The 25,951-nt window shown below is 73.4% G+C and carries 25 protein-coding genes; 13 read left to right on the top strand and 12 right to left on the bottom strand.

Annotated elements, in window-relative coordinates:
- Positions 1-901: 901 nt before the first annotated feature.
- Positions 902-1,825: a C1 family peptidase gene (locus ACGF07_RS04990; RefSeq protein WP_392895521.1), complete on the bottom strand. Its 924-nt coding sequence runs from the start codon at positions 1,823-1,825 to the stop codon at positions 902-904.
- Between the two features lie 529 nt (positions 1,826-2,354).
- On the opposite strand from ACGF07_RS04990, the gene ACGF07_RS04985 reads away from it, so the two are divergent.
- From ACGF07_RS04985 to ACGF07_RS04975, 3 genes are all read left to right on the top strand, one after another.
- Positions 2,355-3,317, top strand: a complete 963-nt coding sequence (locus ACGF07_RS04985) for a LysR family transcriptional regulator (RefSeq protein WP_392895546.1) — start codon at positions 2,355-2,357, stop codon at positions 3,315-3,317.
- 301 nt (positions 3,318-3,618) lie between these two features.
- Positions 3,619-4,263 (top strand): hypothetical protein, encoded by a 645-nt coding sequence (locus ACGF07_RS04980; protein WP_392895520.1) that lies wholly within the window; start codon positions 3,619-3,621, stop codon positions 4,261-4,263.
- Between the two features lie 548 nt (positions 4,264-4,811).
- Entirely contained in the window at positions 4,812-6,155 is a 1,344-nt protein-coding gene (locus tag ACGF07_RS04975; protein WP_392895518.1) for a serine/threonine-protein kinase, read from the top strand.
- Positions 6,156-6,688: 533 nt separating this feature from the next.
- On the opposite strand, the gene ACGF07_RS04970 is transcribed toward ACGF07_RS04975, so the two are convergent.
- A complete protein-coding gene (locus tag ACGF07_RS04970; protein ID WP_392895516.1) occupies positions 6,689-7,096 on the bottom strand; it encodes an SRPBCC family protein in 408 nt (135 codons plus the stop codon).
- A 12-nt stretch (positions 7,097-7,108) separates the two neighbouring features.
- On the bottom strand, positions 7,109-7,570 hold the full coding sequence (locus tag ACGF07_RS04965; RefSeq protein WP_392895514.1) for a MarR family winged helix-turn-helix transcriptional regulator: 462 nt from the start codon (positions 7,568-7,570) through the stop codon (positions 7,109-7,111).
- A 118-nt stretch (positions 7,571-7,688) separates the two neighbouring features.
- Here ACGF07_RS04965 and ACGF07_RS04960 point away from each other — a divergent pair.
- Positions 7,689-8,563, top strand: a protein-coding gene (locus ACGF07_RS04960) for an IS5 family transposase (protein WP_392895512.1) whose coding sequence is annotated in 2 segments (ribosomal slippage) — positions 7,689-8,070 and positions 8,070-8,563 — 876 coding nt in all. Because the reading frame shifts where the segments join, the coding sequence is not laid out codon by codon here.
- Between the two features lie 21 nt (positions 8,564-8,584).
- On the opposite strand, the gene ACGF07_RS04955 is transcribed toward ACGF07_RS04960, so the two are convergent.
- From ACGF07_RS04955 to ACGF07_RS04945, 3 genes are all read right to left on the bottom strand, one after another.
- Positions 8,585-8,713, bottom strand: coding sequence for a hypothetical protein (locus ACGF07_RS04955; protein WP_350737991.1), 129 nt, complete (start codon positions 8,711-8,713; stop codon positions 8,585-8,587).
- A 97-nt stretch (positions 8,714-8,810) separates the two neighbouring features.
- A complete protein-coding gene (locus tag ACGF07_RS04950; RefSeq protein WP_392895510.1) occupies positions 8,811-9,065 on the bottom strand; it encodes a hypothetical protein in 255 nt (84 codons plus the stop codon).
- A 114-nt stretch (positions 9,066-9,179) separates the two neighbouring features.
- Positions 9,180-9,710: a DUF1772 domain-containing protein gene (locus ACGF07_RS04945; protein ID WP_392895508.1), complete on the bottom strand. Its 531-nt coding sequence runs from the start codon at positions 9,708-9,710 to the stop codon at positions 9,180-9,182.
- 115 nt (positions 9,711-9,825) lie between these two features.
- Between ACGF07_RS04945 and ACGF07_RS04940 the strand changes: the two genes are divergently transcribed.
- Together ACGF07_RS04940 and ACGF07_RS04935 are read left to right on the top strand one after the other, a co-directional pair.
- Positions 9,826-10,776 (top strand): AraC family transcriptional regulator, encoded by a 951-nt coding sequence (locus ACGF07_RS04940; protein WP_392895506.1) that lies wholly within the window; start codon positions 9,826-9,828, stop codon positions 10,774-10,776.
- Between the two features lie 507 nt (positions 10,777-11,283).
- Positions 11,284-11,733, top strand: coding sequence for a nuclear transport factor 2 family protein (locus tag ACGF07_RS04935; RefSeq protein ID WP_392895504.1), 450 nt, complete (start codon positions 11,284-11,286; stop codon positions 11,731-11,733).
- Positions 11,734-12,658: 925 nt separating this feature from the next.
- Here ACGF07_RS04935 and ACGF07_RS04930 read toward each other — a convergent pair.
- Entirely contained in the window at positions 12,659-13,210 is a 552-nt protein-coding gene (locus ACGF07_RS04930; RefSeq protein WP_392895502.1) for a hypothetical protein, read from the bottom strand.
- 468 nt (positions 13,211-13,678) lie between these two features.
- Positions 13,679-14,467 (bottom strand): alpha/beta fold hydrolase, encoded by a 789-nt coding sequence (locus ACGF07_RS04925; RefSeq protein WP_392895500.1) that lies wholly within the window; start codon positions 14,465-14,467, stop codon positions 13,679-13,681.
- Positions 14,468-14,623: 156 nt separating this feature from the next.
- On the opposite strand from ACGF07_RS04925, the gene ACGF07_RS04920 reads away from it, so the two are divergent.
- Positions 14,624-15,646: a LysR substrate-binding domain-containing protein gene (locus ACGF07_RS04920; protein ID WP_392895498.1), complete on the top strand. Its 1,023-nt coding sequence runs from the start codon at positions 14,624-14,626 to the stop codon at positions 15,644-15,646.
- Here the strand turns inward: ACGF07_RS04920 and ACGF07_RS04915 are convergent.
- Positions 15,567-16,940 carry a serine hydrolase domain-containing protein gene (locus ACGF07_RS04915; protein WP_392895496.1) on the bottom strand — a complete coding sequence of 458 codons (1,374 nt, stop codon included), beginning with the start codon at positions 16,938-16,940 and terminating at the stop codon, positions 15,567-15,569. The two genes, ACGF07_RS04920 and ACGF07_RS04915, sit on opposite strands and share 80 nt — an antisense overlap.
- 102 nt (positions 16,941-17,042) lie before the next feature.
- On the opposite strand from ACGF07_RS04915, the gene ACGF07_RS04910 reads away from it, so the two are divergent.
- From ACGF07_RS04910 to ACGF07_RS04890, 5 genes are all read left to right on the top strand, one after another.
- Positions 17,043-17,714 carry a TetR/AcrR family transcriptional regulator gene (locus tag ACGF07_RS04910; RefSeq protein WP_392895494.1) on the top strand — a complete coding sequence of 224 codons (672 nt, stop codon included), beginning with the start codon at positions 17,043-17,045 and terminating at the stop codon, positions 17,712-17,714.
- A 464-nt stretch (positions 17,715-18,178) separates the two neighbouring features.
- Positions 18,179-18,904, top strand: a complete 726-nt coding sequence (locus ACGF07_RS04905; RefSeq protein WP_392895492.1) for a response regulator transcription factor — start codon at positions 18,179-18,181, stop codon at positions 18,902-18,904.
- 8 nt (positions 18,905-18,912) lie between these two features.
- Positions 18,913-20,520 (top strand): sensor histidine kinase, encoded by a 1,608-nt coding sequence (locus ACGF07_RS04900; RefSeq protein ID WP_392895490.1) that lies wholly within the window; start codon positions 18,913-18,915, stop codon positions 20,518-20,520.
- Between the two features lie 125 nt (positions 20,521-20,645).
- Positions 20,646-21,128 (top strand): hypothetical protein, encoded by a 483-nt coding sequence (locus ACGF07_RS04895; RefSeq protein WP_350738031.1) that lies wholly within the window; start codon positions 20,646-20,648, stop codon positions 21,126-21,128.
- Entirely contained in the window at positions 21,125-21,325 is a 201-nt protein-coding gene (locus ACGF07_RS04890) for a hypothetical protein (protein ID WP_392895487.1), read from the top strand. The genes ACGF07_RS04895 and ACGF07_RS04890 overlap by 4 nt, the downstream gene beginning before the upstream one ends.
- Positions 21,326-21,443: 118 nt before the next feature.
- Here the strand turns inward: ACGF07_RS04890 and ACGF07_RS04885 are convergent, their stop codons facing one another.
- Both ACGF07_RS04885 and ACGF07_RS04880 read right to left on the bottom strand, forming a co-directional pair.
- Positions 21,444-22,349 carry a hypothetical protein gene (locus ACGF07_RS04885; protein ID WP_392895485.1) on the bottom strand — a complete coding sequence of 302 codons (906 nt, stop codon included), beginning with the start codon at positions 22,347-22,349 and terminating at the stop codon, positions 21,444-21,446.
- Between the two features lie 132 nt (positions 22,350-22,481).
- Positions 22,482-22,784 carry a hypothetical protein gene (locus ACGF07_RS04880; protein ID WP_350738039.1) on the bottom strand — a complete coding sequence of 101 codons (303 nt, stop codon included), beginning with the start codon at positions 22,782-22,784 and terminating at the stop codon, positions 22,482-22,484.
- A 493-nt stretch (positions 22,785-23,277) separates the two neighbouring features.
- On the opposite strand from ACGF07_RS04880, the gene ACGF07_RS04875 reads away from it, so the two are divergent.
- On the top strand, positions 23,278-23,772 hold the full coding sequence (locus ACGF07_RS04875) for a hypothetical protein (protein WP_392895483.1): 495 nt from the start codon (positions 23,278-23,280) through the stop codon (positions 23,770-23,772).
- 43 nt (positions 23,773-23,815) lie between these two features.
- Here ACGF07_RS04875 and ACGF07_RS04870 read toward each other — a convergent pair whose 3' ends face one another.
- Positions 23,816-25,951 (bottom strand): PIG-L family deacetylase, encoded by a 2,136-nt coding sequence (locus tag ACGF07_RS04870; RefSeq protein ID WP_392895481.1) that lies wholly within the window; start codon positions 25,949-25,951, stop codon positions 23,816-23,818.

Below are 25,951 nucleotides of genomic sequence, written 5' to 3'. Positions count from 1 at the left end.
TCACCGGCTGACCCTGGTCCGTCAGCATCCCGACAACGCCAACAAACCGGTGGTTGCGCATACTGCACCGCCACCGGCTCCATAGCACGGCACCGAAAGTCGCCGGCTGCTCTGCGGTGCCCAGGGTAACGGCACCGGCCCGGTTCGCGCGGGCGTCGACGGGGACGCCAGCCCTCGATGGCTGGCCGGCTTCGGGCCAGCACGGGAACGCTCGTGCTGGCCCGCAGCCTCGAAGCAGACGCTCGTACTCGGGACCGGGGCTCGGCGTCCACGGTGGGTCGGTGGCGGGCGACTGCATCGGTCGGAGGCTGTCGGTGCGGGCGCTGGACGTGGTGGTCGACGGGATGCACGTGCGACGCCACCTTCGCGCGGGCGAGAGCGTCGACAGCGTCCTGGCGCTCGCCGCCATCCACGGCATCACCCTGGCCGACCGCGCCCGACCGGCATGGGTGACCCGCCCCGAGCTCGCGCTTCCGCCCGCGCGGCCTTCTCGGCCCCGACCACCGCATGGTGGCCGGGGCCGACTGCTGTCCACCCGTCGCCCGCGCCCACAAATAAGCGGACGCCAGCCGCGTCCTGACCCGGAGCCCTCGGTCGGTCGGGCGAGGGCTCCGGAAACCCCAGGCCGCCTGCCCGTGCGGACAGGTTCCAGCTCCACCTGGCGGCCCTCGCGGAGTTCGTGGAGCGGGAGGGCCGCGCCCGTGTTCCGCGCCCGTACAAGACCGGCGAGGGGCTGTCGCTGGGTGCCTGAACAACACCAAGGCCCGCCGGGACAAGCTGTCGGCCGAGCAGGTCGGGCAGCTGGAGGCCCTCGGGGTGGCCTGGTAGGTGTCCGGGTCGGGGTGCACGGCTGGGGAGGCCCGGGCCCGGCCGGGAGCCGCCCGGCCGGGCCCGGGAGCTGTCAGCTCTGGATGAGCTTGCCCATGGCGTGGGCTTCCTGGACGTCGCCGGTGTCGAAGAAGCTCCACGGGACGGTGAAGTAGCCGTGGTCGCCCCAGTTGGTGCCCCAGCTGTTCTCGATCTTCACGCCTTGGTCGTTGTAGGCGACGATGGTGACCTCGTGGCCGCCTTCGACGGGGTCGCTGGCGGCGTCGCCGGGCAGGTAGCTGTAGTTGGAGGCGGTCTGGGCGTTGAGGCTGTTGAAGCTCTTGTGGACCTTGAAGCCGATCGGGACGGGCATGCCCTGGGAGATCGCGTTCTTGATGGCCGTCTTGGCATTGGCGCCGCTGGTGGCCAGCTCTGTGAAGCCGGAGAGCTTGTAGTTGGCGGCGTTGGCGCGCTCGTCGTCGTCGGGCTGGGTGGTGTAGTCGGTGGTGCCCTGCCAGTAGTGGGACTGGGTGTCGATGCCCTGGTCCTGCTCCATCGGCAGCGCGACGGCGGCGGTGGTGCCCTGGTCGTTGCCCTTGGCGATCTGCGAGTAGATGTACATCGGGGCCATCGGGGCGCCGCTGATGCCCTGCTCGTTCATCAGGATGCCGTAGCCGGAGTAGCCGGTGGCCCAGGTCACGCAGGAGCCGACCTTGCCCTGGTCGCCGGGCGTCAGGGCGTACTGGGTCAGGTCGGCGCTGGCCGGGACGTCGCCGAAGTTGGCGAAGGGGGCGATGTCCGTGAGGTCCGCGGCGTCGCCGGCCGTGCCGTTCCGGAGGGTGTGGGGGTGGTTGCGCAGTGCGTTGAGGTCGAGGCCGAGGCCGTGCTCGAGGCCGGCCTGCGCGGTCGCGGTGTGCGTGGTGGGGGCCTGCGCGGTCGCGGCCGTGGCGGTGCCCGCGAAGGTCAGGCAGCTCAGTGCGAGGGCGGTGGGCAGGGCGATCGCTCGGGATATGCGCACGAGGGAGCTCCTTGGGGACGGCCGCCCGGTCGTAGGACGGCACGCCGCATCCGCCCCGCGCGAGGGCACGGCGGACACGGTGAAGCGGGTGGGGGGGAGCCCGGTTGACGGCTCGTTGACCGGACTGCGTCAAACCGTAGCCACGCCACCCCAGTGGCAGGTACCCGTCATATGACCCCCGGGGTGGGCGTTATGGGCCAGCGATCGGCCGTGTCCCGTTCGGAGTGTTCACACCGTGTCGAGGTGGGGTTCCGTGCGCCCGGACGGCTTCACAGGCATGCAGGAGCCGTGACAAGGTGCCGACCGATGCTGTGTGGACCAGCCGAAGGCAGCCACCAGGCAGGGCCCGCGAGCTGTGCCGCGCTCCGGGCCCCACCGACGGAGTCGGCCGGCGAGAGCCCGGGCACCAGAGCCCTTCCGAAGGCTGCCGGACCTCGACTGCTCCCGTTGACAGCGGCTTATGCCACCCGCTCCGATCGTGTCCGCAGCCCTTGTGATCCCGAACACCACCGTCGTAGGTTGTCACCGCATGGAGCTGGAGTTGCGACACCTCAAGACCGTGCGGGCGATCGCCGAGGCCGGCAGCCTGACCAAGGCCGCCACCGGCCTCGGCCTCACCCAGGCTGCTCTGTCGGCCCAGCTCAAACGGATCGAGCGGGTCTTCGGCGGCACGCTCTTCGAGCGCGGATCCGAGGGCGCGCGGCCCACGCCGCTGGGAAGGCTGGTCGTGGAACGCGCCGAGGTGCTGCTGCCGGCGGTGCGCGAACTCCAGCAGGAAGCAGCCCGCCTGGCCAACCTGCCCACCGCCGCACCCTCACGGCTGCGCGTCGGCGTCCTCCAGATGCGGCTGTACGAGGGGCTGTGGGAGCGGCTGACGGCCGAATGCGCGGACGCGCTCGTCACCTTCGTCAGCTTCACGCAGATGGCGGACGTGGCACGGCAGGTGGCCGTCGGACGGCTCGACTTCGCTCTAGGCGGCGCCTGCGGGCACCTTGGCACCACCTACGACGACCGGCTCACCTGGCGGGACATCGCGATCGACCCGGTCTTCGTCCTGCTGCCCCACAACCACCCCCTGGCCACCGAGCCCGAGCTGCACCTCGCCCAGCTCGCCGACGAACACTGGGTCTCCGCACCGGGGCGCGGCGACTGCTTCACTGACTGCTTCGCCGCGGCCTGCGCCCGCGCCGGCTTCACCCCGCGCTCCCACGACGAGGCGGACACCCCCGTCGGCGTGCGCCTCGTCGAGACCGGCCGGGCCGTCGCCCTGTGCGCGGCCGCCTTCGCACCGCCTCCCGGAACCATCGCCGTGCCACTGGCCGGAACACCGATGACCTGGCGCCAGATCATCGGCTGGCACCCCGACTCCCCCGCCGCCGCCCTGGCCGACAGAGCCATCGCCTGCGCACGGCAGGCCCACGCCGAGGTCGTACGCCACAGCCCCGCCTACCTCACCTGGACCGCACGCACCTCCGAAGCCGCCACCCCATAACCCGAGCGGGCCAGCAGCATCGGCGTGCTGGCGCCGTTCTCCGCGTCGTGCGTGAGGCTCGAATGGCGCCAGCGGTGCAGCGTCCAGCCCTGCAGCTCTTTCCCTGCCCGGGGCGGGCGAGCGGGTTGGCCAGCAGCCGGGTGGCTTCCTCGAAGATCTCCTCCGCCCGGCGGTAGGACAGCCGGACCCTGCCCCCGCGACCACCCTCCCAAGCGATTGCACCTTACGTAGCCGCATAGGTACTTTCAGTCACAAGCGAGCGCCGCTACCGCTCTCACACGACCCAAAGGGAGGACCCCGCATGCCCTCACGTCTGCGCCCAGCATTGGCCGCTACCACGGCCGTTTTCGTGCTCGCAGCCTGCCCGCTCCTGACCGCCGGCCAAAGTGCCACCGCCGCTCCTGCTCCGACACGTGCTGCCGCAGTCGCCTCGCAAGGTCTGCCGCCGATCGGAGCCGAGGTCCCATCCTCGATGCTCGCGATCGACACCCCGATGCGAATCGGCAATCAGCTGGTCAGAGTGGATTTCCGCGGCGGCATCAAGCAGCGCGTCGACGTCAATCCGGACGATCCGATCAACAGCGTGCGCCTGCGCACCGTCGGCTTCCGCGTCTCCGCAGAGCTCCCCGACGGTGGGACGATCACCTTCGAGCAGAACGACGTTGACGCCGACGCGCAGAGCACCCTGAGGCTGACCCAACGCTTCCCGCCCCGATACGAGGAGCGAGACGTGATCCCCTTCGCCGTCACCATCGACCAGCCTGGCCAGGAGCCTGTGACGCTCATGAGCAAGGAGCCCATGGTGCTCATCGGCCAGCTCACCCAGTACCCCGCCAGAGGCGACCTGTACAGGCTGGAAAAGCCGGTAGACCTGGTCAGCCCCGAGAACCCGGACAACGTCGTCGCCGTGCTCGAGAAGTTCCCCGCCAAGCGCGGCGGCCTGTAAGCCGTTCGCCCGCCCAGGCGCCTGAGGCGAACGACGCGCCCCGTCGCCGACTACCGACTCCCGCTTGCGAAGCCCGAACAGATAACCCAGGCTCCCGGCCGACAACCTGCGACCGCAGCGCGCCCCAGACGCGGCCGGGCCAGCCTGCGGCCGGCGGGCCAGCGGGAGCCGCAGGCGTGGCGGCGTAGGGCTCTGGGAGGCACGTTCAGGAGGGCCGCGAGCAGGCGGACCGCCCGCTGGGTGGTCTCGTCCGGGCTGAACCGGTGGTCCATGGTCAGCGGGGCGTCGGCGTACCGCTCCAGCAGCGCCAGGAGCCGTGTCCGGACGGTGCGCAGCTCTGCCACCGGGCAAGTTGCCCCAGCCGTCGGCGCCGTGGGCCTGGCAGGGCGCCGTGGCCTTCTTCCTCGTCATCATGGCGCCATTTTTGGCCCGGGGCTGCTGTGGACAGCGGTGCCGACGACGCAGCAGCGCGCCCCAGCCAGAGGTCACCGGCCGGGAACCGGCCGCCCCGATCGGTGGCGCCGAGCTCGGGGCTATTCTGCCTAACCATGGGTGGGAATGCGGGCGCGGTGCTGGCCGGTCGTTATCGACTTGTTGAGGCGTTGGGGCACGGGGGCATGGGCGCGGTGTGGCGGGCCCGGGACGCCCAGCTCGGCCGGGACGTGGCGGTCAAGGAACTGCTGCTACCCGAGAACCTGACCGCGGCCGAACGCGGGAACTGGATCGCGCGGGTCGACCGCGAAGCCCGCGCCGCCGCCCGTCTCAAACACCCCGGCATCGTCACCGTGCACGACCTGACGGTGAGCGAGGACGGGCGGCCCTGGATCGTCATGGAGCTGGTGCGCGGCGGCTCCCTCGCGGGTCTGCTCGCGAGCCGCGGCCACCTCCCCGTCGAGGAGGTGGCGCGGATCGGGCTCCAGGTGCTCGACGCTCTGCAGGCCGCGCACCGGGAGGGCATCACCCACCGCGACGTCAAGCCCGCGAACATCCTTCTGGAGGGCGAGCGCGCGGTGCTGACGGACTTCGGCATCGCCGCGGTCGAAGGTGACGCGGCACTGACCGCCAGCGGCGCGCTCATGGGCACCCCGGCGTTCATGGCGCCCGAGCAGGTGCGCGGCCTGCCGGCCGGCCCGGCGTCCGACCTCTGGGCGCTCGGTGCCACCCTGTACGCGGCGGTGCAGGGCCACCCTCCCTTCAACGGGGCCCACCCCGCCGCAGTCCTCGTCGCCGTCGCCACCGAGGATCCGCTGCCCGCCACCCAGGCCGGCCCCCTGGCCCCCGTCCTCGACGGCCTGCTGCGCAAGGACCCGGCAGATCGCCTGACGCACGATCACCTCAGGGCGCTCCTGACCGGCCTCGCCGCATCCGGGACGCCCAGCCCCACCCGACCGGACGTGCCGCCCGCCGCCACCCCGCCAGCCCCCGCCCGCAGGTGGCGCCGCGGGTTCCTCCGAGCCGCCCTGATCACCACCGCCGTCATCGTCCTCGCCGCCGCCGCTTCCATCGGCGGATACCTGTCCCTCGGGAACAAGGAGGAGTCCGCCACCTACCGCGCCAACCTGCGCCTCACCCAACAGCTCGGCGCGCCTAACGGCTTCACCCGGAAGTCCACGACCCGGATCGACGGCGACAAGATCCGGCTCATCTACACGACACCGGCGACGGACTGCGCCCCGATGTGCAGCACCCAGACCAAGGCGGCGGTCGACTGGCTCAAGCAGCAGCCCAGCATCGCCGCCGTGCAACCCCCGCGGGTGGGCTGGAGCGTCGAGCCCTGCCACAAAGCCGGAGACTGCGAACCGGCGATCATGTCGTCCGGCCAGCCGTCCCTCCGCAACGGCCAGTGGTACGTGGCAGACAGCGAACTCCTCTTCCAATTCGACGTGAGCTGATCCCAGCAGCCCCGACACCGCGGGTGCGTCCCGGCCAGAGCACTGGCCGGGACGCCATTGGGTTCAACGACCAATGGCGTCCCGGGGCACGAGCGCCCGGCGGGCGTGGGCGGACAGACAGTACGCCGGTACAGCGGCGGGAGCGGTGCCAGGTACGTCGGATGGTGGACCGTACGCATCGGTGGGCGATGGTCTCTCCAGTACGCAGGCAGCTACAGCATGGACACCGCGCTGTTCCAGGCTCTCGTCGTGTTCGGGCAGCCGCGTGGATTCACGGCAGCCTGGCGGTGTTCGTAGACGTCGCTGGACCACAGCAGGGCGGCCAGGGTCAGGGCGTCGGTGCGGGTGAGCGGGGGCAGGGAGCGCAGGGCCGTTGGTGACGGCGCGGCGCAGGTGGGTGATGGTCACGCCGAGGTGGGTGAGGTCGCAGCGGAGGTAGTCGCGGTCCCAGGCGGTGCGTTGGGGTGTGCCGAGGCGGGCGAGCTACTCGGTGAGCTGCGCGGCCGCCTCGGCGAGTCGGGGACGGGGCAGGCTCACGCGCCGGTTTCCAGGATGCGCTTGAGGGTGGTGAGCTCGGTGTCGACCAGGGCGATCTGCTCGTCGAAGAACTGGTCGGTGAAGGTCGGGGGCCGGTAGAAGGTGATCATGAATTCGGCGCCGGTGCCGTTGGGGACGACGCGGGCCGGGACGGTCCATGAGGCAGTGTCGTCGAGGTAGTCGTGGTCGAGGATGCCGTACTGGGCGTCGGCGCGCAGGCGGAGCTTGCCGGCCCCGACGGGAGTGGTCATGGCCCACCAGCCGGGGTCGTCGGTCGGCTCGATGGACTTGACGTTGACGACGGCCCAGGTGGGCCAGTTGGCGGGGTCAGCGAGGAAGGCGAAGACGTCGGCCACCGGGCGGTCGATGCTGACGGTCTTGGTGATCGAGCGGGTGGTGCTCATGGTGGGGCCCTTTCAGGGAAGCGGCGGTGTGGGGGGCTCGGGGTGGGCCTCGCCCACCAGGTGGCGGATCCATTTCTCCAGTTGGAGGCGCTGGTCGGGATCGAGGTGGGCGAAGAAGTGGGCGTCGTTGCGGTCGGCGATCTCGGCCAGGCGTGGTGCGAGGTCGCGGCCGGCGTCGGTGAGGGTGAGCCGCAGGATGCGGCGGGAGCCGGGGTCGGCCTCGCGGGACATCAGGCCCTTGGCGATCAGGCGGTCGACCAGGCGCGAGACCGCGCCGACGTCGATGTCGATATACCGGGCGACTTCCCGGGTGGTGGTGGCGTCGCCGCGGTGGACGGTGATCAGGACCGCCCACTGGGAGACGGTCACGCCATGCTCGGCGAGCTGCCGCTCGAAGCGGCCATGGACCTCGTCGGAGAGCCGGCGCAACCAGTACCCGAGGTGGTCGCGCAGTCCGCTGGTTGGTGCAGTCACTCCTCCAGCGTGAGTGTCCAGACAACTGTTGTCAAGACAACAAAGTCTTTGTCGCGCGGTGAATCGCTCCTAGGGCCTGTTTCAGAAGCGGATCAAGGTCATGCGATGATCTTGATCCATGGCTCGGGGAGATTTGACGGATGCCCAGTGGGCAGTGCTGGACCCGCTGCTACCGCAGGGCATCAAGCCCGGTCGGCCGCCGGTGCACACCAAGCGGCAGCTGATCAACGGCATACGGTTCCGCACCCGCACCGGCATACCGTGGCGGGATCTGCCCGAGCGCTACGGGCCGTGGGAGACGGTGTACGGGCTGTTCCGCCGCTGGCAGCGCGACGGCACGTGGCACCGCATCCTTGAGCAGCTCCAGGCCCGCGCCGACGCGAAGGGCCTGATCACCTGGGACATCTCCGTGGACTCCACGATCGCCCGTGCGCACCAGCACGCGGCCGGTGCACGCAAAAGGGGGATCTTCAGATCGAGCCGCCCGGCGGCGTCCTCACCGAGCCTGACGACCACGGGCTCGGACGCTCCCGCGGCGGGCTGACCACCGAGATCCACCTGGCGGTCGAGCAGGCGCAGAAGCTGATGTCGCTCGTGATCACCGCTGGACAGCGTGGCGACTCCCCGCAGTTCCAGGTCGTCCCGGGCCGTATCCGGGTGCCGCGTCTCGGTCCGGGACGGCCGCGCACCCGGCCGGACAAGGTCCGCGCCGACAAGGCGTACGGCTCGCGCGCGAACCGCGTCTACCTGCGCAGACGACGCGTCGGCTGCACGATCCCGGAGAAGCGCGACCAGGTCGCCAACCGCAAGAAGCGCGGCTCCCACGGCGGCCGGCCACCGAAGTTCGACAAGGACGACTACAAGGAGCGCCACGCCGTGGAGTGCGGGATCAACCGCCTCAAGCGCCACCGGGCGGTCGCCACGAGATATGACAAACTCGCCGTCCGCTACGAAGCGACCGTGTTGGTCGCAGCCATCAACGAGTGGCTGTGACCAACACTTTCGAAACACGCCCTAGCGGTGGCGCTCACGGCGCAGCGCGTGCTGGAGGGCGGTCTCGTCTCCGGCGTCGGCGTGCCGGTCGGCGCAGCGCTCGTCGAACCGGGCCTGCTCCAGGGCCTGCTGTATGGTCTCAAGGGTCATCCCGGCCGCCCGGCGGCGCACCCGGCTGGGAGCGTAGCCGAGCAGCAGCCCGCACAGTTCGCCGCGCTCGAAGTCGCTGATCTTGGAACCCTGCGGGTCACACGTGCCCGTGCTCGGCGGCCCACCCGATGATGGCGACGAAGGCCTGATCGAGACTGTCGGCGTGGCCCAGGCGCGTGCCGTCACCGTTACGGTTCCGCGCGTAGGCGCCCCACCGGCCAGCGTGGTTGATGGCCCATCCGATGGCCATGAACCCGTCGTGGTAAGCGGGATGCCACAGGAAGATCGTCTCTTCTCCGGATTCGACTTCTCTGGTCGTCCGGTACCCGGCCCCGGCCAGTTCCTTCTGCATCTTCCGCGACGGCTCTGTCACATCTCCCCCTGAGTAGACGAACGACCTCAGGTTAGGCGCCCGACGTGAGACATGGAACGGGGCCGCGCGGCCTGCGCACCGGTCCTGGCGCGCTCACGCCGCCGCGCTGCGCCCGGCGACCACCAGCGCCCAGGTCACACAGCCGAACGCCGCGGTGGAGGCGACCGCGCGGATCACGTTCCACCGCACCCACACGTCCTCGAAGGCGGCTCGCACCGCCGCCGGGTCGGTGAGCGCGTCGGGCGCCCCGGCGGCGGCCAGCCGGTCGTTGAGCGGGACGTTCACCACGCCGGTGATCACCAGCACCGCCAGGGACAGCGCCGCCGCGGCGGCCAGCCAGGCCAGTGCCGTCCGGGAGCCGGCGCGCCACTGGAGGACGCCGGCCGCCACGACCAGCACCGGCGCGCCGAGGAAGCTCAGCATGAACCACCCGTTGAGGATGGCCGTGTTGATCCGCTGCATGGTGTCGATGAACGCCCGGTCGCCGACCGCGGCCAGCCCCGGCATCACCGAGCAGGCGTAGGCGTAGAACAGTCCGGCGCTCCAGCCGGTGGTGAGCACCGCACCGACCAGCGTGATCGTCCGCAGTGCCGCCATCGCCCTCGTCCCCGTTCGCTCGTTCATGCCGGCCAGTCAACCCGCCGGCCGTACCGGGCGGCCATCGGCGAGGCGCTCGCGGCCATGTGCGAGCGTCCACCCCCGGGCCGGGCCGCTGCTCCGCCCGCTCCTAGGCTGGCGCATGGACGCCCTCTCCGCGCTGCTGACCGGCCCCCGCGCCCAAGGGGCGTTCCTGCTGCGGTCGGTGTTCGACCCGCCGTGGTCGGTGCGGATCGCGGACCTGGCTCCGCTGACGCTGATCACCGTCGTGCGCGGCGACGGCTGGGTCGTGCCGGACGACGGCCCGCCCGTGCCGCTCGGCACCGGCGACCTGGCCGTGGTGCGCGGCCCGGACCCGTACACGCTCGCCGATCTCCCGGACCGCGTCCCGCAGTTGGTCGTCCACCCGGGGCAGGTCTCCACCACGCCGGACGGTGCGGGCATGTGCGAGACGCTCGACCTGGGCGTGCGCGCCTGGGGTCCGGGCGGCGGGACGGTCCTGCTCAGCGGCACCTACCAGCTGCGCGGCGAGGTCAGCGGCCGACTGCTGCGCGCCCTGCCACCGGTGCTGCGACTGGGCGCGGACGAGTGGTCCTCCCCGCTGCCGGCGCTGCTGGAGGCGGAGATCGGCCGGGACGAGCCCGGCCAGGAGGCGGTCCTGGACCGGCTGCTGGACCTGCTGCTGATCAGCGCGCTGCGCAGCCACTTCACCCGGGACGCCGAACGGGCCCCGGCCTGGTACCGCGCGCACGCCGATCCGGTGGTCGGCCGGGCGCTGTCCCTGCTGCACACCGACCCTGCGCGCGGCTGGACGGTGCGCGACCTCGCCGCCGGGACGGGCGTCTCCCGCGCGGCGCTGGCCCGCCGCTTCACCGAGCTGGTCGGCGAGCCGCCGATGGCCTACCTGACGGGCTGGCGGCTCGCCCAGGCCGCCGACCTGCTGGCCGATCCCGCCCTCACCCTGGACGCGGTGGCCCGCCGGGTGGGCTACGGCAGCGGCTTCGCGCTGAGCGCCGCGTTCAAGCGGGTGCGGGGCGTCAGCCCGCAGCAGTTTCGCACCGGGAGCGCCCCGACCGGTGTCCCGACGGCCTGACGCACCGCCACCGGGCGCGCCCGCCGGTACCGAGCCAGGTTCAGGGGCGGGACGGACTGTCCAAGGTGGCCGTAGGCCGGCGCATTGCGCCGCCGCTGGCGCCCCTGACCGGCCGGCACGGCCCGCATACTGCACGCGCGGGCGGCCCCGGCCTACGACGCTCGCTGGAACTCCTCACTCAGTCCGCCCTGCAACTGAGTGGGGAACCCTGAGCAGCCCCGGCCGCTTTTCCGAGATCCTCATCAACAGCACTGCAGGGGGCGGCGGTGGCCCGTCGGGGGCGCGCGTGGTGCCGTCAGCGGTTCCGCCGGAGGCGGCGCCGCAACGGCACCACGGGGCCAGCGGCCGGTCGTCGTCCGCCTCGGCGGCGCCGTACTCGGCGGACACCAGGGCGGCCGGCTCCGGCGGGCGGGGCTAGGGTCTGTTGGGAAAGTGCTGGCGCTGGGCAGGGATATCGATGTCTGATTGCCGCCAGCGTGGTCTGTCCCCGCTGATCACACTGACGGCATGACGATGTCATCCACTACAGACTCGATTACGGTCCTCACCGGCATGTATGCGGCTGAGGCGGAGTACTTTGCAGCCGAAGGCCCTGACGAGGCTTCATTCGACCTGCTCGCCCCATTCTTCGCGCCGGATGTGGTGCTGCATCAAGCTGATTCCCTGCCCTATGGAGGCACCTGGCGCGGGCATTCGGGCATGACGCAGTTCTTCCGTGCGATGGGAGCCGCTTGGGAGTCATTCGACATGGCGGAGCAAGAGTTCCTCGCCGCCGGTGAGACTGCGGTAGTGCTCACCCAGGTCCGTGCTCGCGCTCGTGCGACAGGCCGCGAACTCTCCTTCCCGATCCTGCAGGCGATCACGGTCAAGGACGGGAGGATCACCGAGGTCCGTCCGTTCTACTGGGACACACGGGTCATCGCCGACGCCTGCGCAGCGCCGAGGGCGACCGGCTGATGCGGATGGTGAGTCCGCTGGTCACAGCCACTCGTTGATGGCCGCTACCAGCACGGTTGCCTCATGGCGGACCGCGAGCTTGTCGTACCGTGTTGCCACTGCACGGTGTCTTTTGAGGCTGTTGATGCCGCACTCCACCGCGTGACGCTGCTTGTCGTCTTCCCGGTCGAACTGCGACGGCCTGCCTCCGCGGGAGCCGAGGTTCGTGCGGTTGCGGGCCTGGTCCGTCTTCTCCGGACTGGTGCAGGCGTTCCGGCGTGTGCGCAGGTAGGCGCGGTTCGCGCGGGACCATAGGCTTTATCGCCGCGGACCTTGTCGGGCCGGGTGCGCGGCCGGCCGGGCCCGGGGCGCTGTGCGCCTGTCAGATCCCCACGCGTCACGGCGCTCGATCATCACCGAGCAAGATCCACTTTTGCAACAGGCCCTATCAGCCCCAGCGGCCGAACTCGGCTATGCCTTGGAGGACTAAGATGAGGTTCCTATTGAGTCGGCACGACGCCCGACTGGAAGTGGAAAGCCTGAGCCAGGTAGAAGCGAAACGGAAGGTATACGTATCCGTTTCAGTGTCACGCGGAAGAGAAGTGGTCAGCGTCTGCAGGGATAGGGACGGATCATGGCAGTTCTTCTCCGAAGACGACGAATCCGGCCCTGAAGGTCCCGTTCTGATTCATTTCGAACACGTTCCCAGCAGGTCGGAACTAGCCGCGACAGTGCCCGGCCTGAGAAAGGGATACTGGGCGCTCCGTAATAGAAAGAATGATTCCTGGAACGTGGTGCAGGACGACTAACGTCGCCTCGCACGCCGAACGGCCCGCCGGTCAATCCGGCGGGCCGTTCGGCAAGTCCGCCGCCCCTCCAAACCGACTGACCGCCGCCCGCCGGCGTGCATGCGCTGCCACTCATGCCACACCTCAACCGGATTCCCTCAGCGTAGGGAGCGCATCGATTCGTGGTCCACCGTCAGGGTGTCACGGTCCATCTCGGGCAGCCCGAGGTGGTTGCAGATCAACGCGGTGAGCTGCTGCCTGAAGTCCCTGCTCCCGTGGTCGAGCCCCGCCGCCGTGATGAGGGGAGCCAGCTCGTTGGGCCAGTACTCCCCCACGTGGTCGGGCCGCTCGTAGTCGATGCAGGAAGAGATCCGGCCGTCCTTGTAGTGGTAGGCCTTGGGCCCGTGGGCCTTGGCGATGCACGGGTTGGGGACGAACACGACCAGCTCGGCGCCCTGGGGACACAGCCTGCGGTAGTCGATGTCGTCATAGTCGTTACGCGACGAGTTGTACAGGTTGTGCACGATCACACCCCAACCGCCGGGTGCAGCCTCGTTGCCGTAGGCAAGCGGCGGCCGGTGCCGTGCGACCAGTCCTTCCGCCATGGAGGCCCGGCTGGTTCCCCTGAAGTACACCAGGACGGATTCGTCGTCCCCGTAGTGGCCTTCGCCCAGCCACGCGATGACGCCACACTTGATCCACTCAGTCATGCCGGCACCGTAGTCCAGGCCACCGACACGGCCGGGCTTCGGCGGCCCAGGTCGCACCCCGCCGACCACCGGGGTGCGATCAGCTGTGGCGGGCCTGCACCCTGCTTCCCAGGGAAGACCCCCGTCTTCCGACGCGGCCGCCCCGTAGGGGTCAGCTTGTCACCATCGGATGCAGGCGAGGCCCGTTTCACCTGGTCGAGCCGCAGCGCGCGCTCGTGGCCGTGCAGAGGGAGCGCAGCACGTTCCGTACCTCGTACCGAGTCTGGAACAGCGGTCCCGCGGCCGCGTCGCAGGAGGTGAGCGAGGCAGCTCACCGAGCACCGCGCCGCCCTGCTCGAAGCCGTGCGCCGCATCACCGCCCCCCGGCGCCTGCGGACCGCTCCGGCACGCGACGGGGACCCGACCCGGTCCCGGCGGGCCGGGGCTCCCCCGCTCTCCCCGTCCTTCTCCGTCCCTTTGCGCCGGGCGTCACGCCGCGATCGGGGCCGTCCGGGCCAGGACGGCGCGCAGGACGGTGTTGAAGGCGTCCGGGCGCTCCTGGTGCGGCATGTGGGCGGCGTCCTCGATGACGTGGAGTTCGCCATGCGGGGCGAGGGCGGCGAGGGTCTTGGACATCTCGACCGGGATCTCGGTGTCCTGGCGGCCGTGGACGAAGGCGGCGGGGACGGCGAGGCGGGGCAGGGCGGGCCGCGGATCGTAGGTCCGGCACTCGGTGAAGATCGCGTCGATGAAGACGCCCGAGTCCAGGAGCTGGCGGACCGTCCAGTCGACCTGGGCCCGACTGGCCTTGGGGCCGTACCAGTTGGGCACCCAGTCGGCGAAGGTCCCGGCCCGGTCGGCGGCGAGGTCGGCGACCAGGGCGTCGAGCTGCGCGGCCATGCCCTGGCTGGGCCAGTAGCCGGGGCCGTCCACCGAGACCAGGGCGCCGATCCGCTCGGGCGCGGCCAGGGCGGCTTCCAGGGCGAACGTGGCGCCGACCGAACTGCCCACCAGGACGGGGCGGTCGAGGCGGAGGTGGGCGATGAGCGCCAGGACGTCGGCGGCGTTGCCGGCGGTGTCGTTGCCGTCCACCGGGTGGTCGGAGCGTCCGCAGCCGCGCCAGTCGACGGTGATGGTGCGGTGGTCGCGTGCCAGGTCGGCGACCTGGGCGCCCCAGACCCGGCCGCTGGTGCCCCACCCGTGCAGGAAGAGCAGCGGGCGGCCGGCGCCGTGGTCCTCGTAGTAGAGGTCGATCCCGTTGACGTGCGCGAACGACATGGCGTCCTCCTCGGTTCCTGCTGCCACCGGTGCGGTGGCAGCAGGACCATCACACCGGCCGGGGCGGCCGGGACCAAGGAGCGTTCCGCGCCTACACTGATCAGCGATCGTGATGGATCGCCGAGGGGTCGGCGGGCGGGGTGGGCGGGGGCTCGGGTGGAACTGCGGCAGGTCCGGTACTTCCTCGCGGTCGCCGAGGAACTGCACTTCGGGCGCGCCGCCGAGCGCATGCACATCGTGCAGTCCGCCGTCAGCCAGCAGGTACGGCGCCTGGAGCGGGAGTTGGGCGTCGACCTGTTCGACCGTACGACGCGCAGCGTGACGCTGACGCCGGCCGGGAGCGTGTTCGTCGACCGGGCCCGGGCCCTCGTCGCCGCCGAACGGGCCGCGCTGGACGCGATCGCGGCGCTGCGGGCCGAGGCCTGCGCGGGCGGCGCCGTGCTGCGCATCGGCACCAACGTCGGTCTCGGTGCGCGGCTCGAGCGGCTGCTGGACCGGCTGGGAGAGCGGGCACCGGAGCTCACCGTCGAGCTCGTCAGCGCCGCGCCGGCGGAGCGCCTCCAGCGGGTGCGCGACGGCGACCTCGACGCGGCGTTCGTGCGCGGCGTCTTCCGGAGCCCGGGACTGGAGCTGGTGCCGCTGTGGCGGGAGCGGTTCGTGGTGGCCCTGCCGGCCGGGCACCCGCTCGCCGCGGGCGGGGCCGTCCGTCTCGCGGACCTGGCCGGGATGCCGCTGCGGATCGCTCCGCGGGGGGCCAACCCGCACCTCGTCGACCTGGTCCTCGGCGCCTGCCGCGCCGCCGGGTTCGAGCCCGTCCTCGGCCCGGCGTTCACCACCGACCAGGACACCCTCGCCGCGATCGGCGCCGGCGGCACCCACTGGACGGTCTTCTACGCGAGCCAGGCTGAGGTCCTCCCGACGTTGCGCACCGTCTTCCGGCCCCTCGCCGATCCGGACGCCCCGACCATGCCCGCCTACCTCGCCGTCCGCCCCGACGCGCCGGCCCGCGCCCTGACGCCGCTGCTCGAGGCGTGCCGTGACGTCGCGGACCAGGAACCGACGGGCGGAGGCGCCCCGGAGAGCGGGCCGGAGACGGGGGTCAGGCGGTGGGAGCGGCTCGGCCGAACAGGCGGCCGCCGAGGTCGACGCCGAGCACGGTGCCGGCGGAGTCGCGGGTGAAGTAGCCCCGCTGGCCCGTCAGGCCGCCCTCGGTGACGAGGTAGTCGTCGCCGTCGCCGGAGAGGAAGCCCATGGTGGCGGCCGGGTAGTCGGCCGGCAGCTCGACGTCCGAGGCGGCGCGGACCTCCGGTTTGATCCCGACGGCCAGGGTGAGCCGGGTGCCGTCGGTGCGGACGTCGAGGTTCATGACGTCGTTCTCATAGCGGCCGGCCACCTCGCGCGCCCGCCGCTCGTCGTGGGCGAGCGGCTGCGGGTCGCGCTCGACGAGGCCCAGGTGGTGTTCGAGGGCGCGGCGGACGACGGCCTGGGTGAGGACGTAGCCGTCCGGGCCCGCGGCCAGGGCGACCACGGCGAAGTTGCGCTCGGGCACGATGACCAGGTCGGCGAACTGGCCGTTGCCCGAACCGCCGTGGCCGACGGTGCGCACGCCGTCCACCTCGCGCAGGAACCAGCCGATGCCGAAGCCGTCGCCGAGCGAGCTGCCGCGCAGTTCGACCGTCCGCTCCCGCATGCCGTGCAGCGTCCCGGCGGGCAGCAGGCCGGCCCCGTCGCCGAGGTGGAAGCGGGCCCAGGCCAGCAGGTCGCTCACCGAGGAGGCGATGCCGCCGCCGGGGTTGTTGCCGCGCGCGCCGGCCGGGGAGGACTTCCACGGCCGGGCGGCCCGCAGTGCGCCGTGCGCGTCGCGGTTGTAGCCCACGGCGAACTTGCGGACCATCACCTCGTCCAGGTCGAAGAAGGTGTTCGACAGCCCGAGCGGCTCCAGCAGGAGCGCGGCGACGGCCTGTTCGTAGCCGCGGCCCGTGACGTTCTCGATGATCCGCCCGGCCAGGTTGTAGCCGGCCTGGCTGTACGAGGCCCGGGTGCCGGGCGGCGCGACCAGCGGGAGGCGGGCCAGCCGCCCGACGAAACCGGCCAGCGTGCCGTCCTCCTCGCCGGGGTCGACCAGGTTCCAGTCCAGGCCGGCGGTGTGGTTGAGCAGGTTCAGCACGGTGATCCGCTCGGCCGCCTGCTCGTCGGCGAGCCTGAGCTCGGGCACGTACCGGCGCACCGGCGCGTCCAGTTCGACGGCGCCCTGCGCGACCAGGCGCATCAGTGCGGTCGCGGTGAAGGTCTTGGTGACCGAACCGAGGTGGAACAGCGTGCGCTCGTCCACCGGCAGCGGGTGGTCGACGCTGGTCACGCCGTGGGAGACGAAGCTCTCCTGACCGTCCGCCAGGATGCCGACGGCGACGCCCGGGATGCCGAGCTCCTCGGCCGTTGCCGCGACGAACTCGGACACCTGCTTGTGCGACATGGCTCCCCCTGAGGCTCTTGAACTAAGTACAGGAGAACCGTACCCAGCTTCTTGAACTAAGTACAAGAGCTCTCTTGAACTATGTTCAACTAAGCTGTCGCCATGCCACGACAGACCATGACCGCCGACCGGATCGTCCGCGCCGCGATCGAACTGCTGGACGAGGAGGGCCTGGACGGCCTCAACATGCGCAGCCTGGGCGCCCGGCTCGGCTCGGCCGCCACGGCCGTCTACTGGCACATCAAGACCAAGGACGAGGTGGTCCGCCGGGCCGCGGACGCGGTCTGGGCGGAGGTCGAGCTGCCCGATCCCTCCGCCACCGGGTGGCGGGAGGCCGCCACCGCCATGGCCACCGGCATGCACGCGATGCTCACCCGGCACCCGTGGCTCGGCCAGGCTTTCGGCAGCCACCTGCTGTACGGCCGCGGCAAGGCCCGGCTGGACGACTACGCCCTCGCCGTCTACGAACGGGCCGGATTCACCGGCGCCGAGGCGGACCGGGCGGCCGCCACGGTGTTCGTCTTCGTGCTCGGCAGCGCCCTCGGGCCCGCCGCGCAGATCTCGCTCACCCGGCGGCTGGGCCGCACCGGCGAGGACCCCGATCAACAGCTCGCCGACACCCTCGCGCGCAGCACCGAGATCGCCCTGGAGTTCCCCCGCCTGCGCGAGCGCATCGGCACCACCGACTACGCCGCCGCACCCGACAGCAGCTTCGAGTTCGGCCTGCGGGCCATCCTGGACGGCTTCGCGTACCGGCTCGGCGCCGGAGCGTAGACGTACGGCCGACGACGGTCCCCCGGCCCCGCGGCGCTCGGGGCGCCAGTCGTCCTCCGCGCCGGAGCCGACCGGAGAGCACGGTCTTCCCCCCGGGTGTGGCCCGACTCGCTCGGGTGGCAGGGCACGGGCCATGCGGGCCACGGACGCCCGCAGCCCGGCCTGGTCGACGAGGGGGCGCGCGACCGGGTCCCCGGCGGAGGGGGTGAGGGCCCACTCGACCGGCTCGCGGCCTGGACGGGCGTGCGGTCGCGGGAAGCGCCGCGCGCGTCGACCAGGAGCCCGCCGGGGCCGCGGCAGCTCCCGTGACCGCACGCCGTGGTCGCCGCTGGACGGTCCGGCGGTCCTCGCCGGCCGGGCTCCTGGAACGCGCGTGGCCGCCCGGCGCCGCGTTCCAGGCACCCCGGTGCCGGCCGGGAGGGAACGTGTGAGAGAGTCGGCGGCCCGAATGCGAGGAGGAGTCGGTGCACGGCAACGGGCCTGGAGGCGCGGACGGTCCCGGGGCCGGCCGGGTCCTGGTGGTGGACGACGACGCGGCGATCCGGCGCACCCTGGAACGCGGCCTGCGGCTGAGCGGGTTCGCCGTCGCGCTGGCCGAGGACGGCGAGAGCGCGCTCGCCCGCCTGGCGGCCGCCGTGACGGACGTCCTGGTGCTCGACGTCTCGATGCCCGGCATCAGCGGCGCGGAGGTCTGCCGGACCCTTCGCACCCGCGGGGACGACATCCCGGTCCTGATGCTGTCGGCACTGGACGAGCCGGCCGACCGGGTGGCGGGCCTGCAGGCCGGCGCGGACGACTACCTGGTGAAGCCGTTCGCCCTGGAGGAACTGGTGCTACGGCTGCGCGCCCTGCTGCGCCGCCGCCCGCCGCAGCCCACCGACCGGGTGTCGGCCGGCCCGCTGGTGATCGACCCGGCGACCCGGCAGGCCCGCCTCGACGGCCGCGAACTGCGGCTCACCCGGCGCGAGTTCGAGCTGCTCACCCAGCTCACCAGGAACGCCGGCATCGTGCTCTCCCGGGAGCTGCTGCTGGAACGGGTCTGGGGGTACGACTTCGAGGTGCGCAGCGATGCCGTGGACACCTTCGTCAGCTACCTGCGGCGCAAACTGGAGGCCGGGGGCCGGCCCCGGCTGATCCACACCGTCCGGGGCGTGGGCTTCGTGCTGCGGCTGCCCGGCGGGGACGGGTAGCGGCCGCCGTGAGACTGTCCACCCGGATCGCCCTGTGGGCCGCCGTCGTGGTGCCGCTGCTGGTGGTGCTGGCCGGGCTGCTCCTGTTGCCGCTGGTCGGCCGGGACCTGCGGCACCAGCAGGACGCCCGGCTGGCGGAGCGGGCGGCCGCCGTCCTGCCGAGCGTGCGCACCCTGGTGGCCGCCGATGCCCGTGGCCGGGCCAAGGCCGAACAGAACCAGCAGCGCAAGGTGTTGGACGCCGCGCTGGACTCGGGCGTGCGGGTCGCCGCCCAGGACGGCACCGTGCTGCTCGCGGGCGGCCCGCAGCCCGCCGACGCCCGGGCCCTGCCCACCGCGCCGGGCGGGCCGGTCACCGTCCGCGACCACGGCACGGCCTGGCGGGTGCTGACCGTCCACGTGTCCGGCGGCGGGACGGCAGGCGGCGGGACGGCGGGCAATGGGACGGCAGGCGATGGGACGCTCTGGGTCAGCGAGCCCGGCGCTCTGGCGGGCAACCAGACGGCGACGGTGCGCAGGCGGGTCCTGCTCGTGGCGGCGGTCGCGGCGCCGGTCTCGGCGCTGATCGGCTTCGCGCTCGCCGAACGCGCCACCGCACCGCTGCGCCGGCTCAGCCGCCGCGCCTCGGAGCTCGACCCGGCCCTGCCGCCCGGCGGCGCCGAACCCGACGGTCGCGAGCCCGGCGGTCGCGAGCCCGGCGGCGCCGAACCCGACGGTCGCGAGCCCGGCGGCGGCGGACCAGCCGGCTTGGCGCGTACGGGCGGCGCGGGCTTCGCGGCGGAGCGCAGCGGCACCGTCGAGGTGGACGAACTCGCCGCCGCGCTGGCCCGGTTGCTCTCCCGCTACGACGAGCAGGCGCTGCGCACCGCCCAGGCGCTGGAGACGGCGCGCTCGTTCTCGGCCGCCGCCTCGCACGAGCTGCGGACGCCGCTGATGAGTCTGGGCACCAACCTGGACGTGCTGGCCGCCCACCAGGACCTGCCGGCCGGTGAACGGGCCGAGATCGTCGCCGAGTTGCGCGAGGACCACGCCCGGCTGCTGGACCTGCTCACCGCGCTCGCCACGCTCGCCCGCGGCGACCTCGTCGAGGTCGACTCCTTCGGCCCGGTCGACCTCGCGGAGCTCACCGACGCGGCCGCCGCCGAGGCCCGGCGCCGGCACCCGGCGGCCGAGTTCTCCGTCGAACTCCCGCCGGAGCTGAGGCTGTTCGGGTGGGAGTCGGGCCTGCGGATGATGCTCGTCAACCTGCTGGTCAACGCTGCCGTGCACGGGCGCGGCGGCCCGCAGCGGGCGGAGCCGGCCCGGGTGAGGGTCCGGCTGGCCCCGGCCGGTCCGGTCGCGCTGCTCACCGTCGACGACGCCGGGCCGGGTGTCCCGCCGGGCGAGCGCGAGGCGGTCTTCCACCGCTTCCACCGCCGGCGCGACAGCCCGGGCTCGGGGCTCGGGCTCACCCTGGTCGCCCAGCAGGCCGCCCTGCACCGGGGCACCGTGCGGATCACGGAGCCGCCGGGTGGGACGGGGTGCCGGGTGGAGGTCCGCCTGCCGCTGCCCGACGCCGACGCACCGACCCTTCGGCTCCCGCTCCGGCGGGACTGGATCGCGGGCGAGGAGGGCTGAGCACCGCTCCCGCGTTCCACAGGGAATCCACAAGAAGCCGTCCTACGCTCCCGGCGACCGGGCCGCAGCGGGCCCGCAACCGCCGGCCCGGTCCCGTAGACCGTCCACGGCAGAAAGGGACGCCCATGTCCGTCGACCGCACGTCCGCCAACCGCACCTCCCTCCGCCGCGGGGCCGTCAGCCGCAGGGCCGCTGCGCTGGGCGCCGTGGCCCTCGCCGGCTCGCTGTTCGCCGCCGTCCCCGCCCAGGCGGACGGGACGGGCGGCTCGCCCTCCGCCGCCCCGGCCACGCCGTCCGCCCCCGCCACCGGGTCCACGCCCGCGGGCGACGGCGCGAAGGCCGTCTGCAAGCGGCTGCCGAAGACCGAGCAGCGCGTCACCGAGGCGCTCGCCCGGCTGAACGGCGACGCCACCGTCGCCGGGTCGGTCGCCCGCCTGCAGCAGCGGGTCGACAACGCCAAGGCCGCCGGCCACCCGGAGATCGAGAAGCTCCTCAACGACCGCCTCACCGCCCGCAAGGGCCTGGTCACCACCCTGCAGACGCGCAAGAGCGACCTCGACTCCGTCGCCACCTGGTGCGCCGCCCACGACCAGGGCAAGTCCCGGTGAGCCGCCGCCCGCGCGCCGTCCTCGCGGCCCTGTTCCTCACCGGTGCCGCCCTGCTGACCGCCGCCTGCGGTCCCACCGGGCACCCGGGCCCCGGCGCCGCCGACGCCAACCAGGTGCAGGACATGCAGCACAAGCTCGACGCCGCCGACAGCGCGGCCGACCGGGCCGCCACCGACGCGGCGGCCGACGGCAACTGACGCGCCACCCGCCCGCTGACCCGCTCAGCGGGCGGGTGCGCCCGGTCGCCGTGGCGGAGCACCGCTCGGCGGCGGCCGTGGCCCGTGGCCGTGGCTGTGGCCGTGCGCGGCCATGGCCTCAGGCCCCGGCGGCGGGCTGTTCGGCGTCGCCGAAGCGGGCCAGGGTCAGGGCGCCGGCCACGGCGGCCACGAAGCCCAGGACGGCGACCGGCGTCAGGTCGTGCCGGGTGTGGTCGCCGAGGACGAGCACCCCGACCACCGCCGGGCCCAGCGTCTCCCCCAGCACCATCGCGGCCGTCGCCGACGTCACCGATCCGTGCTGCATCGCCCAGGTCAGCGCGGCGAAGCCGCCGATGCCCGCCACCGCCACCGCGTACGCCGAGGGCTCGGCCAGCAGCTGCGGCAGCCTCGGTTCCGGCAGCACCCGCACCGCCACCCCGACGACCCCGAACTGCAGGCCGGCCACCAGCCCCAGCAGCGGCGTGCGGCGGGCCCCGCCGTACCGCACCGCCGCCCAGCCCGCGACGAGCAGGGCCACCGCGACGAGCAGCACGCCCAGCCGCAGCGCGTCGTCACCCGTGCCGTGGCCGTCCCGCCCGGCGGTGAGCGCCAGCAGCAGCAGCCCCGCGCACACCGCCACCACCCCGGCCCACTCGCTGCGCCGCAGCCGCACCCGCAGCACCCGGGCCGCCCCGACGGCCGTCACCGCGAGCGCGGAGGCCAGCGCCGCCTCGACCACGTAGAGCGGCAGGCGCTCCAGGGCGACCAGTTCGGCGGCGAAGCCGCCCATGTCCATCCCCACACCCGCCAGGAAGGGCCACTGGCGCAGCGCACCGGCCAACGCGGCGGCCTCCCCCACCCGCTCCCCCGCCCGCTGCCTCGCCCGCTGCCTCGCCCGCGGCCTCGACGGGTCCGCGGCCCGTGGGCCCGTACCGGCGGCCCGCCGGGCGCCGACCGCCTGCAGCACGGTGGCCGACCCGGTGAGCAGTGCGGCCAGGAGGGCGGCGAGCAGGCCGATGAGCATGGCCCCGACGCTACGTCCGCGGGCGCCCGCACGAGCGCCTGGCACGCCGTCGCAGCCGCCCCGCGGCCGGCCCCGCGGGTGCGGGGGCGTGGCGGTGCGGGGCCGTGGGCCTGCCCGTGCGATCGGGCGTTCTCAGCCCTGGAGGGACCATTCGTTGACCACGTCGAGGTTGCGGAACACCGGCGGCCCGTCGCACAGTGCCGCGACCCGGGCGGCGAAATCCGACGTCTCCGGCCGGTCGGAGTTCTCCATCGCCTGCTCGTACGAGGGGAACTCCACGATGTTCAGGTACACGTTCTCCTGGTCGCGGTCACGGGTTTGCGCGGCCCGGGTCGCCAGTTGGTGGCCCGCGTTCTGCTCGACCCAGCTGTCGAGCAGGGCGTTGAACTCGTCGATGCGACTGGTCTTGTACTCGATGATCTGGATGAAGCTCACGTCAGGCTCCTCGGCTCAGCAGCGGATGGTCGGCTGAACGCCCTCTCCAGCGTCGCCCCGGCGCCCGCGGCCCGCAAAGGCAGGGAACGGGTCCGCCGCGCGGCTCCGGCGAGGCCTGGTGAACGGGGGCGGGCGCGGCGCGGGCCGCCCTGCCGGGGGTGCGGGGGCGGAGCGGGCGGTCGCGAGGGTGGCCGTGTGGAGGAGCGCCGTGCCCGCGCGCCGGCTGGGCCGCCGCGCGCGCCGAAGTCTCCCGCCGTCCCAAGTCCCGCGTTGCGCGCGCTGGTTGGGGGCGGGATACCGGGTGCCGGGTGAGTTCCGGCGGGCGGGTGCGCGGCGGCCCGGGGCGGCCCGGGGCGGTCCGGGAGCTCCGGCCGGGGCGGTCCGGCCGGGGCGCGTGCGCTCGCCGGGTGGGCCGGCGGGACTTCGGTTAGCGTCGGCCCTGGAGCCCGGAGCCCGGAGCCCGGAGGACGGTCGGTGGTCGGAGGTCGGTGGCATGGCGGCGGCGGAACGGGCGCGGCTGGTGGACGGGTGGCGGCGGGCGGCGGAGCGGCAGCTGACGCCGACCAAGCGGTCGCTGGTGGTGATGTGGGCGGCGTTCGGCGCCACCTTCGGCACGGTGCGGTTCATCACCCACGGGATCAGGGGCGGCTGGCTGCCCTGGGGCAACATCTCGGCCGGCGGCAGGCACCTGCACCACTACAACATCGGCATCGCGGCGCTGGCCGGGGTCGGCCTGGTGGCCGTCCGCGGTGACGAACGGGCGGTAGGCCATCCGGCGGTGGCCGCGGTCTACGGTGCGGGCACCGCTCTGATCACCGACGAGTTCGCGCTGCTGCTGGACCTGCAGGACGTCTACTGGGCCGAGCAGGGCCGGGTGAGCGTCGACGTGTCGCTGTGCGTGCTCGCCGCGCTCGGCGGCTACCTGTCGGCCGCACCGTTCTGGCACGAGGTCGTGCGGGTCACCCACCGCCGGCTGACGGCGCGCTGAGCTCGCCCCGGCCGGTGCCTGGACGGCGGTGCGGGCCCACGTGTCAGGGCCCGACGGTGCTCCAGGCGCCGAAGCTGCCGTCCGTTCGCTGGCGGCTGTGGCGCAGGCGGCCGTCGGGGCCGAGCCCGACCAGGTCGGCGAGGCCGTCGCGGTCGACTCCGGCGGCCGGGGATCCGACGACGAGGCCGTCCAGGGCGCTCCAGGTGCCGAAGCGCCCGTCGGTGCCCTGGCGGCTGACGCTGACGCCGCCGTTGCGGTTGCGGACGGCCACCACCGTGCGGTGGGGGGCGGGGGCGTCCGCGGACGCCACGGCCGGCTCGCCGTCGCCGGCGTCGTCGCTGCCGACGTCGTCACCGCCGCCGCCGACGGGTCCGCCGGGTCCGCCGGGTCCGTCGGGTCCGTCGCCGACGGGCTGGGCCGTCGGCGTCCACCGGCCGCCCGGGGTGCTCTGGGTGAGGCGGACCGTGGCGGAGCGGGCGGTGGGCCCGGGCAGCAGGCCGCCCTCGGAGAGCCGGCGGTAGAACAGCACCAGGCGGCCGTCGGGGTCCTCGGTCACGCTGACGCGGCCCACCGGCGAGACCGCCGGGAAGTCGGGGTCGGGCGTCAGGGCGGCGCCGGGTGCGGACTGGGTCCAGTGCAGGACGGCCGGGCGGGTGCCGGCTGACGCGGTGGTGGCGAAGACCTCGATCCGGCCGTCCGCGGTGGCGGCGGCGCTGGGCGGCCCCTGCACGCCGGCCCCGCCGAGACCGGTCCACGGGCCCCACGTGCCGTCGGGTCCGGTCTGGGCCCTGGTGCTGACGCCGCCGTCGCGGTTGCGCACGAACAGGTGCAGCCGCCCGTCGCCGGCGGCGGCCACGGCGGGCGTGCTCACCTGGAGCGCGGGGTCGGCGAGCGGGGAGGACGGCGCGGCGGTGGCGGGGTCGGGGGTGCCCAGGTCGGCCCAGGCCCACGCGCCGGAGGCGTCCTGGGTGCGGGAGACGATCTCGCCGGTGTCCGCGCGCTGCCCGAACACCGCGAGGGTGCCGCCCTGACGGCGGATCACGGTCAGTGCGGCTGCCAGCGGTCGGCCCGGGGCGTCGTGCGCGAGCGGGCCGCGCCACACCTTGTCCGCGTCCTCGGCCCATTCCAGCAGGGTGCCGCTCTCCACCGCGAAGGCGTGCAGGGCGCCGGTCCGGTCGGCGGCCACCACCTGGGAGGAGCGCGGGTAGCGCAGGTACTGCCGGGACTGCCAGCTCGCGTACGCGCTCTCGTCGAAGGCGGCGCCGGTGGGCAGTTTGGCGTCGTGCTCGGCGTACCTGCGGAAGGTGGCGTGCTTGTCGGCGGTCTGCGCGGTGGACAGGTCGGCGGGCGAGGACCAGGTGTTGTAGTCGCGGTAGTGCTCGACCAGCAGCCGGGCGCCGGTCGCCGCGTAGGCGTCGGCGGCCGCGTCCGCGAACCAGGCGGCGGATATGTGGTCCGGGTGGTCGTGGTCCTCGTGGGCGCTCCAGAGCGTCGGGTCGGGCGCCGGGTCCTGCACCCTGAGCAGGGTGGGCCGCTGGTCGGCCAGGACGGCGCGCAGCATGGTGAGGAGCCGTCGGCCGTCGTAGGTCTGCGGCCAGCGGGTGCCGGGGCCGTCCATGTCCAGTGTCGGGGTCCGGGCGGGGGCGGCGCTGTCGCGGGTGTCCCACAGCCGGCGCAGGGCGTTGCCGCCGAGGTAGGCGGTGTCGGCGAACTCGGGGAGGTCGAGGAAGACGAGTTGCACCGATCGGTTCGCCCTGAGGGTGAAGCGTTCGGCGACGGGGCCGCCCGGGGCGGGCCGGTAGTCCTCGTGGTCCCAGCAGGCCGGACCGGGGTCGTCGGCGCAGCCTGCGGCTCCCGTTCCGGTGGCCTGGGCCGCCATCCGGGCGTAGGCGAGGCGGGCGCCGTCCTGCCGGTGGGCGGCGTAGGCCGCCCCGCTGCCGGCGTCGCCGGCGGTGACGTAGACGGTCGTCACCTTCAGGCCGGCCCGGATGCCGGTGGACAGGTCCGGGTTCATGAACAGCAGGTCGTCGTCCTGGTGGGCGACGATCTGGACGACGGCGGCGGGCCGGTCGTCGGTCTGCGGGGGCGGGACTTTCGCCCCGGTCAGTGCGGACGGGACCGTCCACGTCTGTGACAGCGTCAGGGCCCACGCCGCCACGGCGGTCGTCGCCCGCCCCAT

It is taken from the genome of Kitasatospora sp. NPDC048194 (assembly GCF_043202455.1).
Classification (GTDB): domain Bacteria; phylum Actinomycetota; class Actinomycetes; order Streptomycetales; family Streptomycetaceae; genus Kitasatospora.
This window is presented reverse-complemented; position numbering and strand designations above follow the sequence as displayed.

Bases quoted from the DNA above. Each gene is read 5' to 3' on its own strand.
- ACGF07_RS04980 (WP_392895520.1), top strand. From the start codon at position 3,619: ATGCCCTCACGTCTGCGCCCAGCATTGGCCGCTACCACGGCCGTTTTC.
- ACGF07_RS04870 (WP_392895481.1), bottom strand. From the start codon at position 25,951: ATGGGGCGGGCGACGACCGCCGTGGCGGCGTGGGCCCTGACGCTGTCA.
- ACGF07_RS04910 (WP_392895494.1), top strand. From the start codon at position 17,043: ATGCCACGACAGACCATGACCGCCGACCGGATCGTCCGCGCCGCGATC.
- ACGF07_RS04985 (WP_392895546.1), top strand. From the start codon at position 2,355: ATGGAGCTGGAGTTGCGACACCTCAAGACCGTGCGGGCGATCGCCGAG.
- ACGF07_RS04970 (WP_392895516.1), bottom strand. From the start codon at position 7,096: ATGAGCACCACCCGCTCGATCACCAAGACCGTCAGCATCGACCGCCCG.
- ACGF07_RS04885 (WP_392895485.1), bottom strand. From the start codon at position 22,349: ATGCTCATCGGCCTGCTCGCCGCCCTCCTGGCCGCACTGCTCACCGGG.
- ACGF07_RS04950 (WP_392895510.1), bottom strand. From the start codon at position 9,065: ATGCAGAAGGAACTGGCCGGGGCCGGGTACCGGACGACCAGAGAAGTC.
- ACGF07_RS04935 (WP_392895504.1), top strand. From the start codon at position 11,284: ATGACGATGTCATCCACTACAGACTCGATTACGGTCCTCACCGGCATG.
- ACGF07_RS04930 (WP_392895502.1), bottom strand. From the start codon at position 13,210: ATGACTGAGTGGATCAAGTGTGGCGTCATCGCGTGGCTGGGCGAAGGC.
- ACGF07_RS04875 (WP_392895483.1), top strand. From the start codon at position 23,278: ATGGCGGCGGCGGAACGGGCGCGGCTGGTGGACGGGTGGCGGCGGGCG.
- ACGF07_RS04915 (WP_392895496.1), bottom strand. From the start codon at position 16,940: ATGTCGCACAAGCAGGTGTCCGAGTTCGTCGCGGCAACGGCCGAGGAG.
- ACGF07_RS04975 (WP_392895518.1), top strand. From the start codon at position 4,812: ATGGGTGGGAATGCGGGCGCGGTGCTGGCCGGTCGTTATCGACTTGTT.
- ACGF07_RS04955 (WP_350737991.1), bottom strand. From the start codon at position 8,713: ATGACCCTTGAGACCATACAGCAGGCCCTGGAGCAGGCCCGGTTCGAC.
- ACGF07_RS04895 (WP_350738031.1), top strand. From the start codon at position 20,646: ATGTCCGTCGACCGCACGTCCGCCAACCGCACCTCCCTCCGCCGCGGG.
- ACGF07_RS04940 (WP_392895506.1), top strand. From the start codon at position 9,826: ATGGACGCCCTCTCCGCGCTGCTGACCGGCCCCCGCGCCCAAGGGGCG.
- ACGF07_RS04925 (WP_392895500.1), bottom strand. From the start codon at position 14,467: ATGTCGTTCGCGCACGTCAACGGGATCGACCTCTACTACGAGGACCAC.
- ACGF07_RS04945 (WP_392895508.1), bottom strand. From the start codon at position 9,710: ATGAACGAGCGAACGGGGACGAGGGCGATGGCGGCACTGCGGACGATC.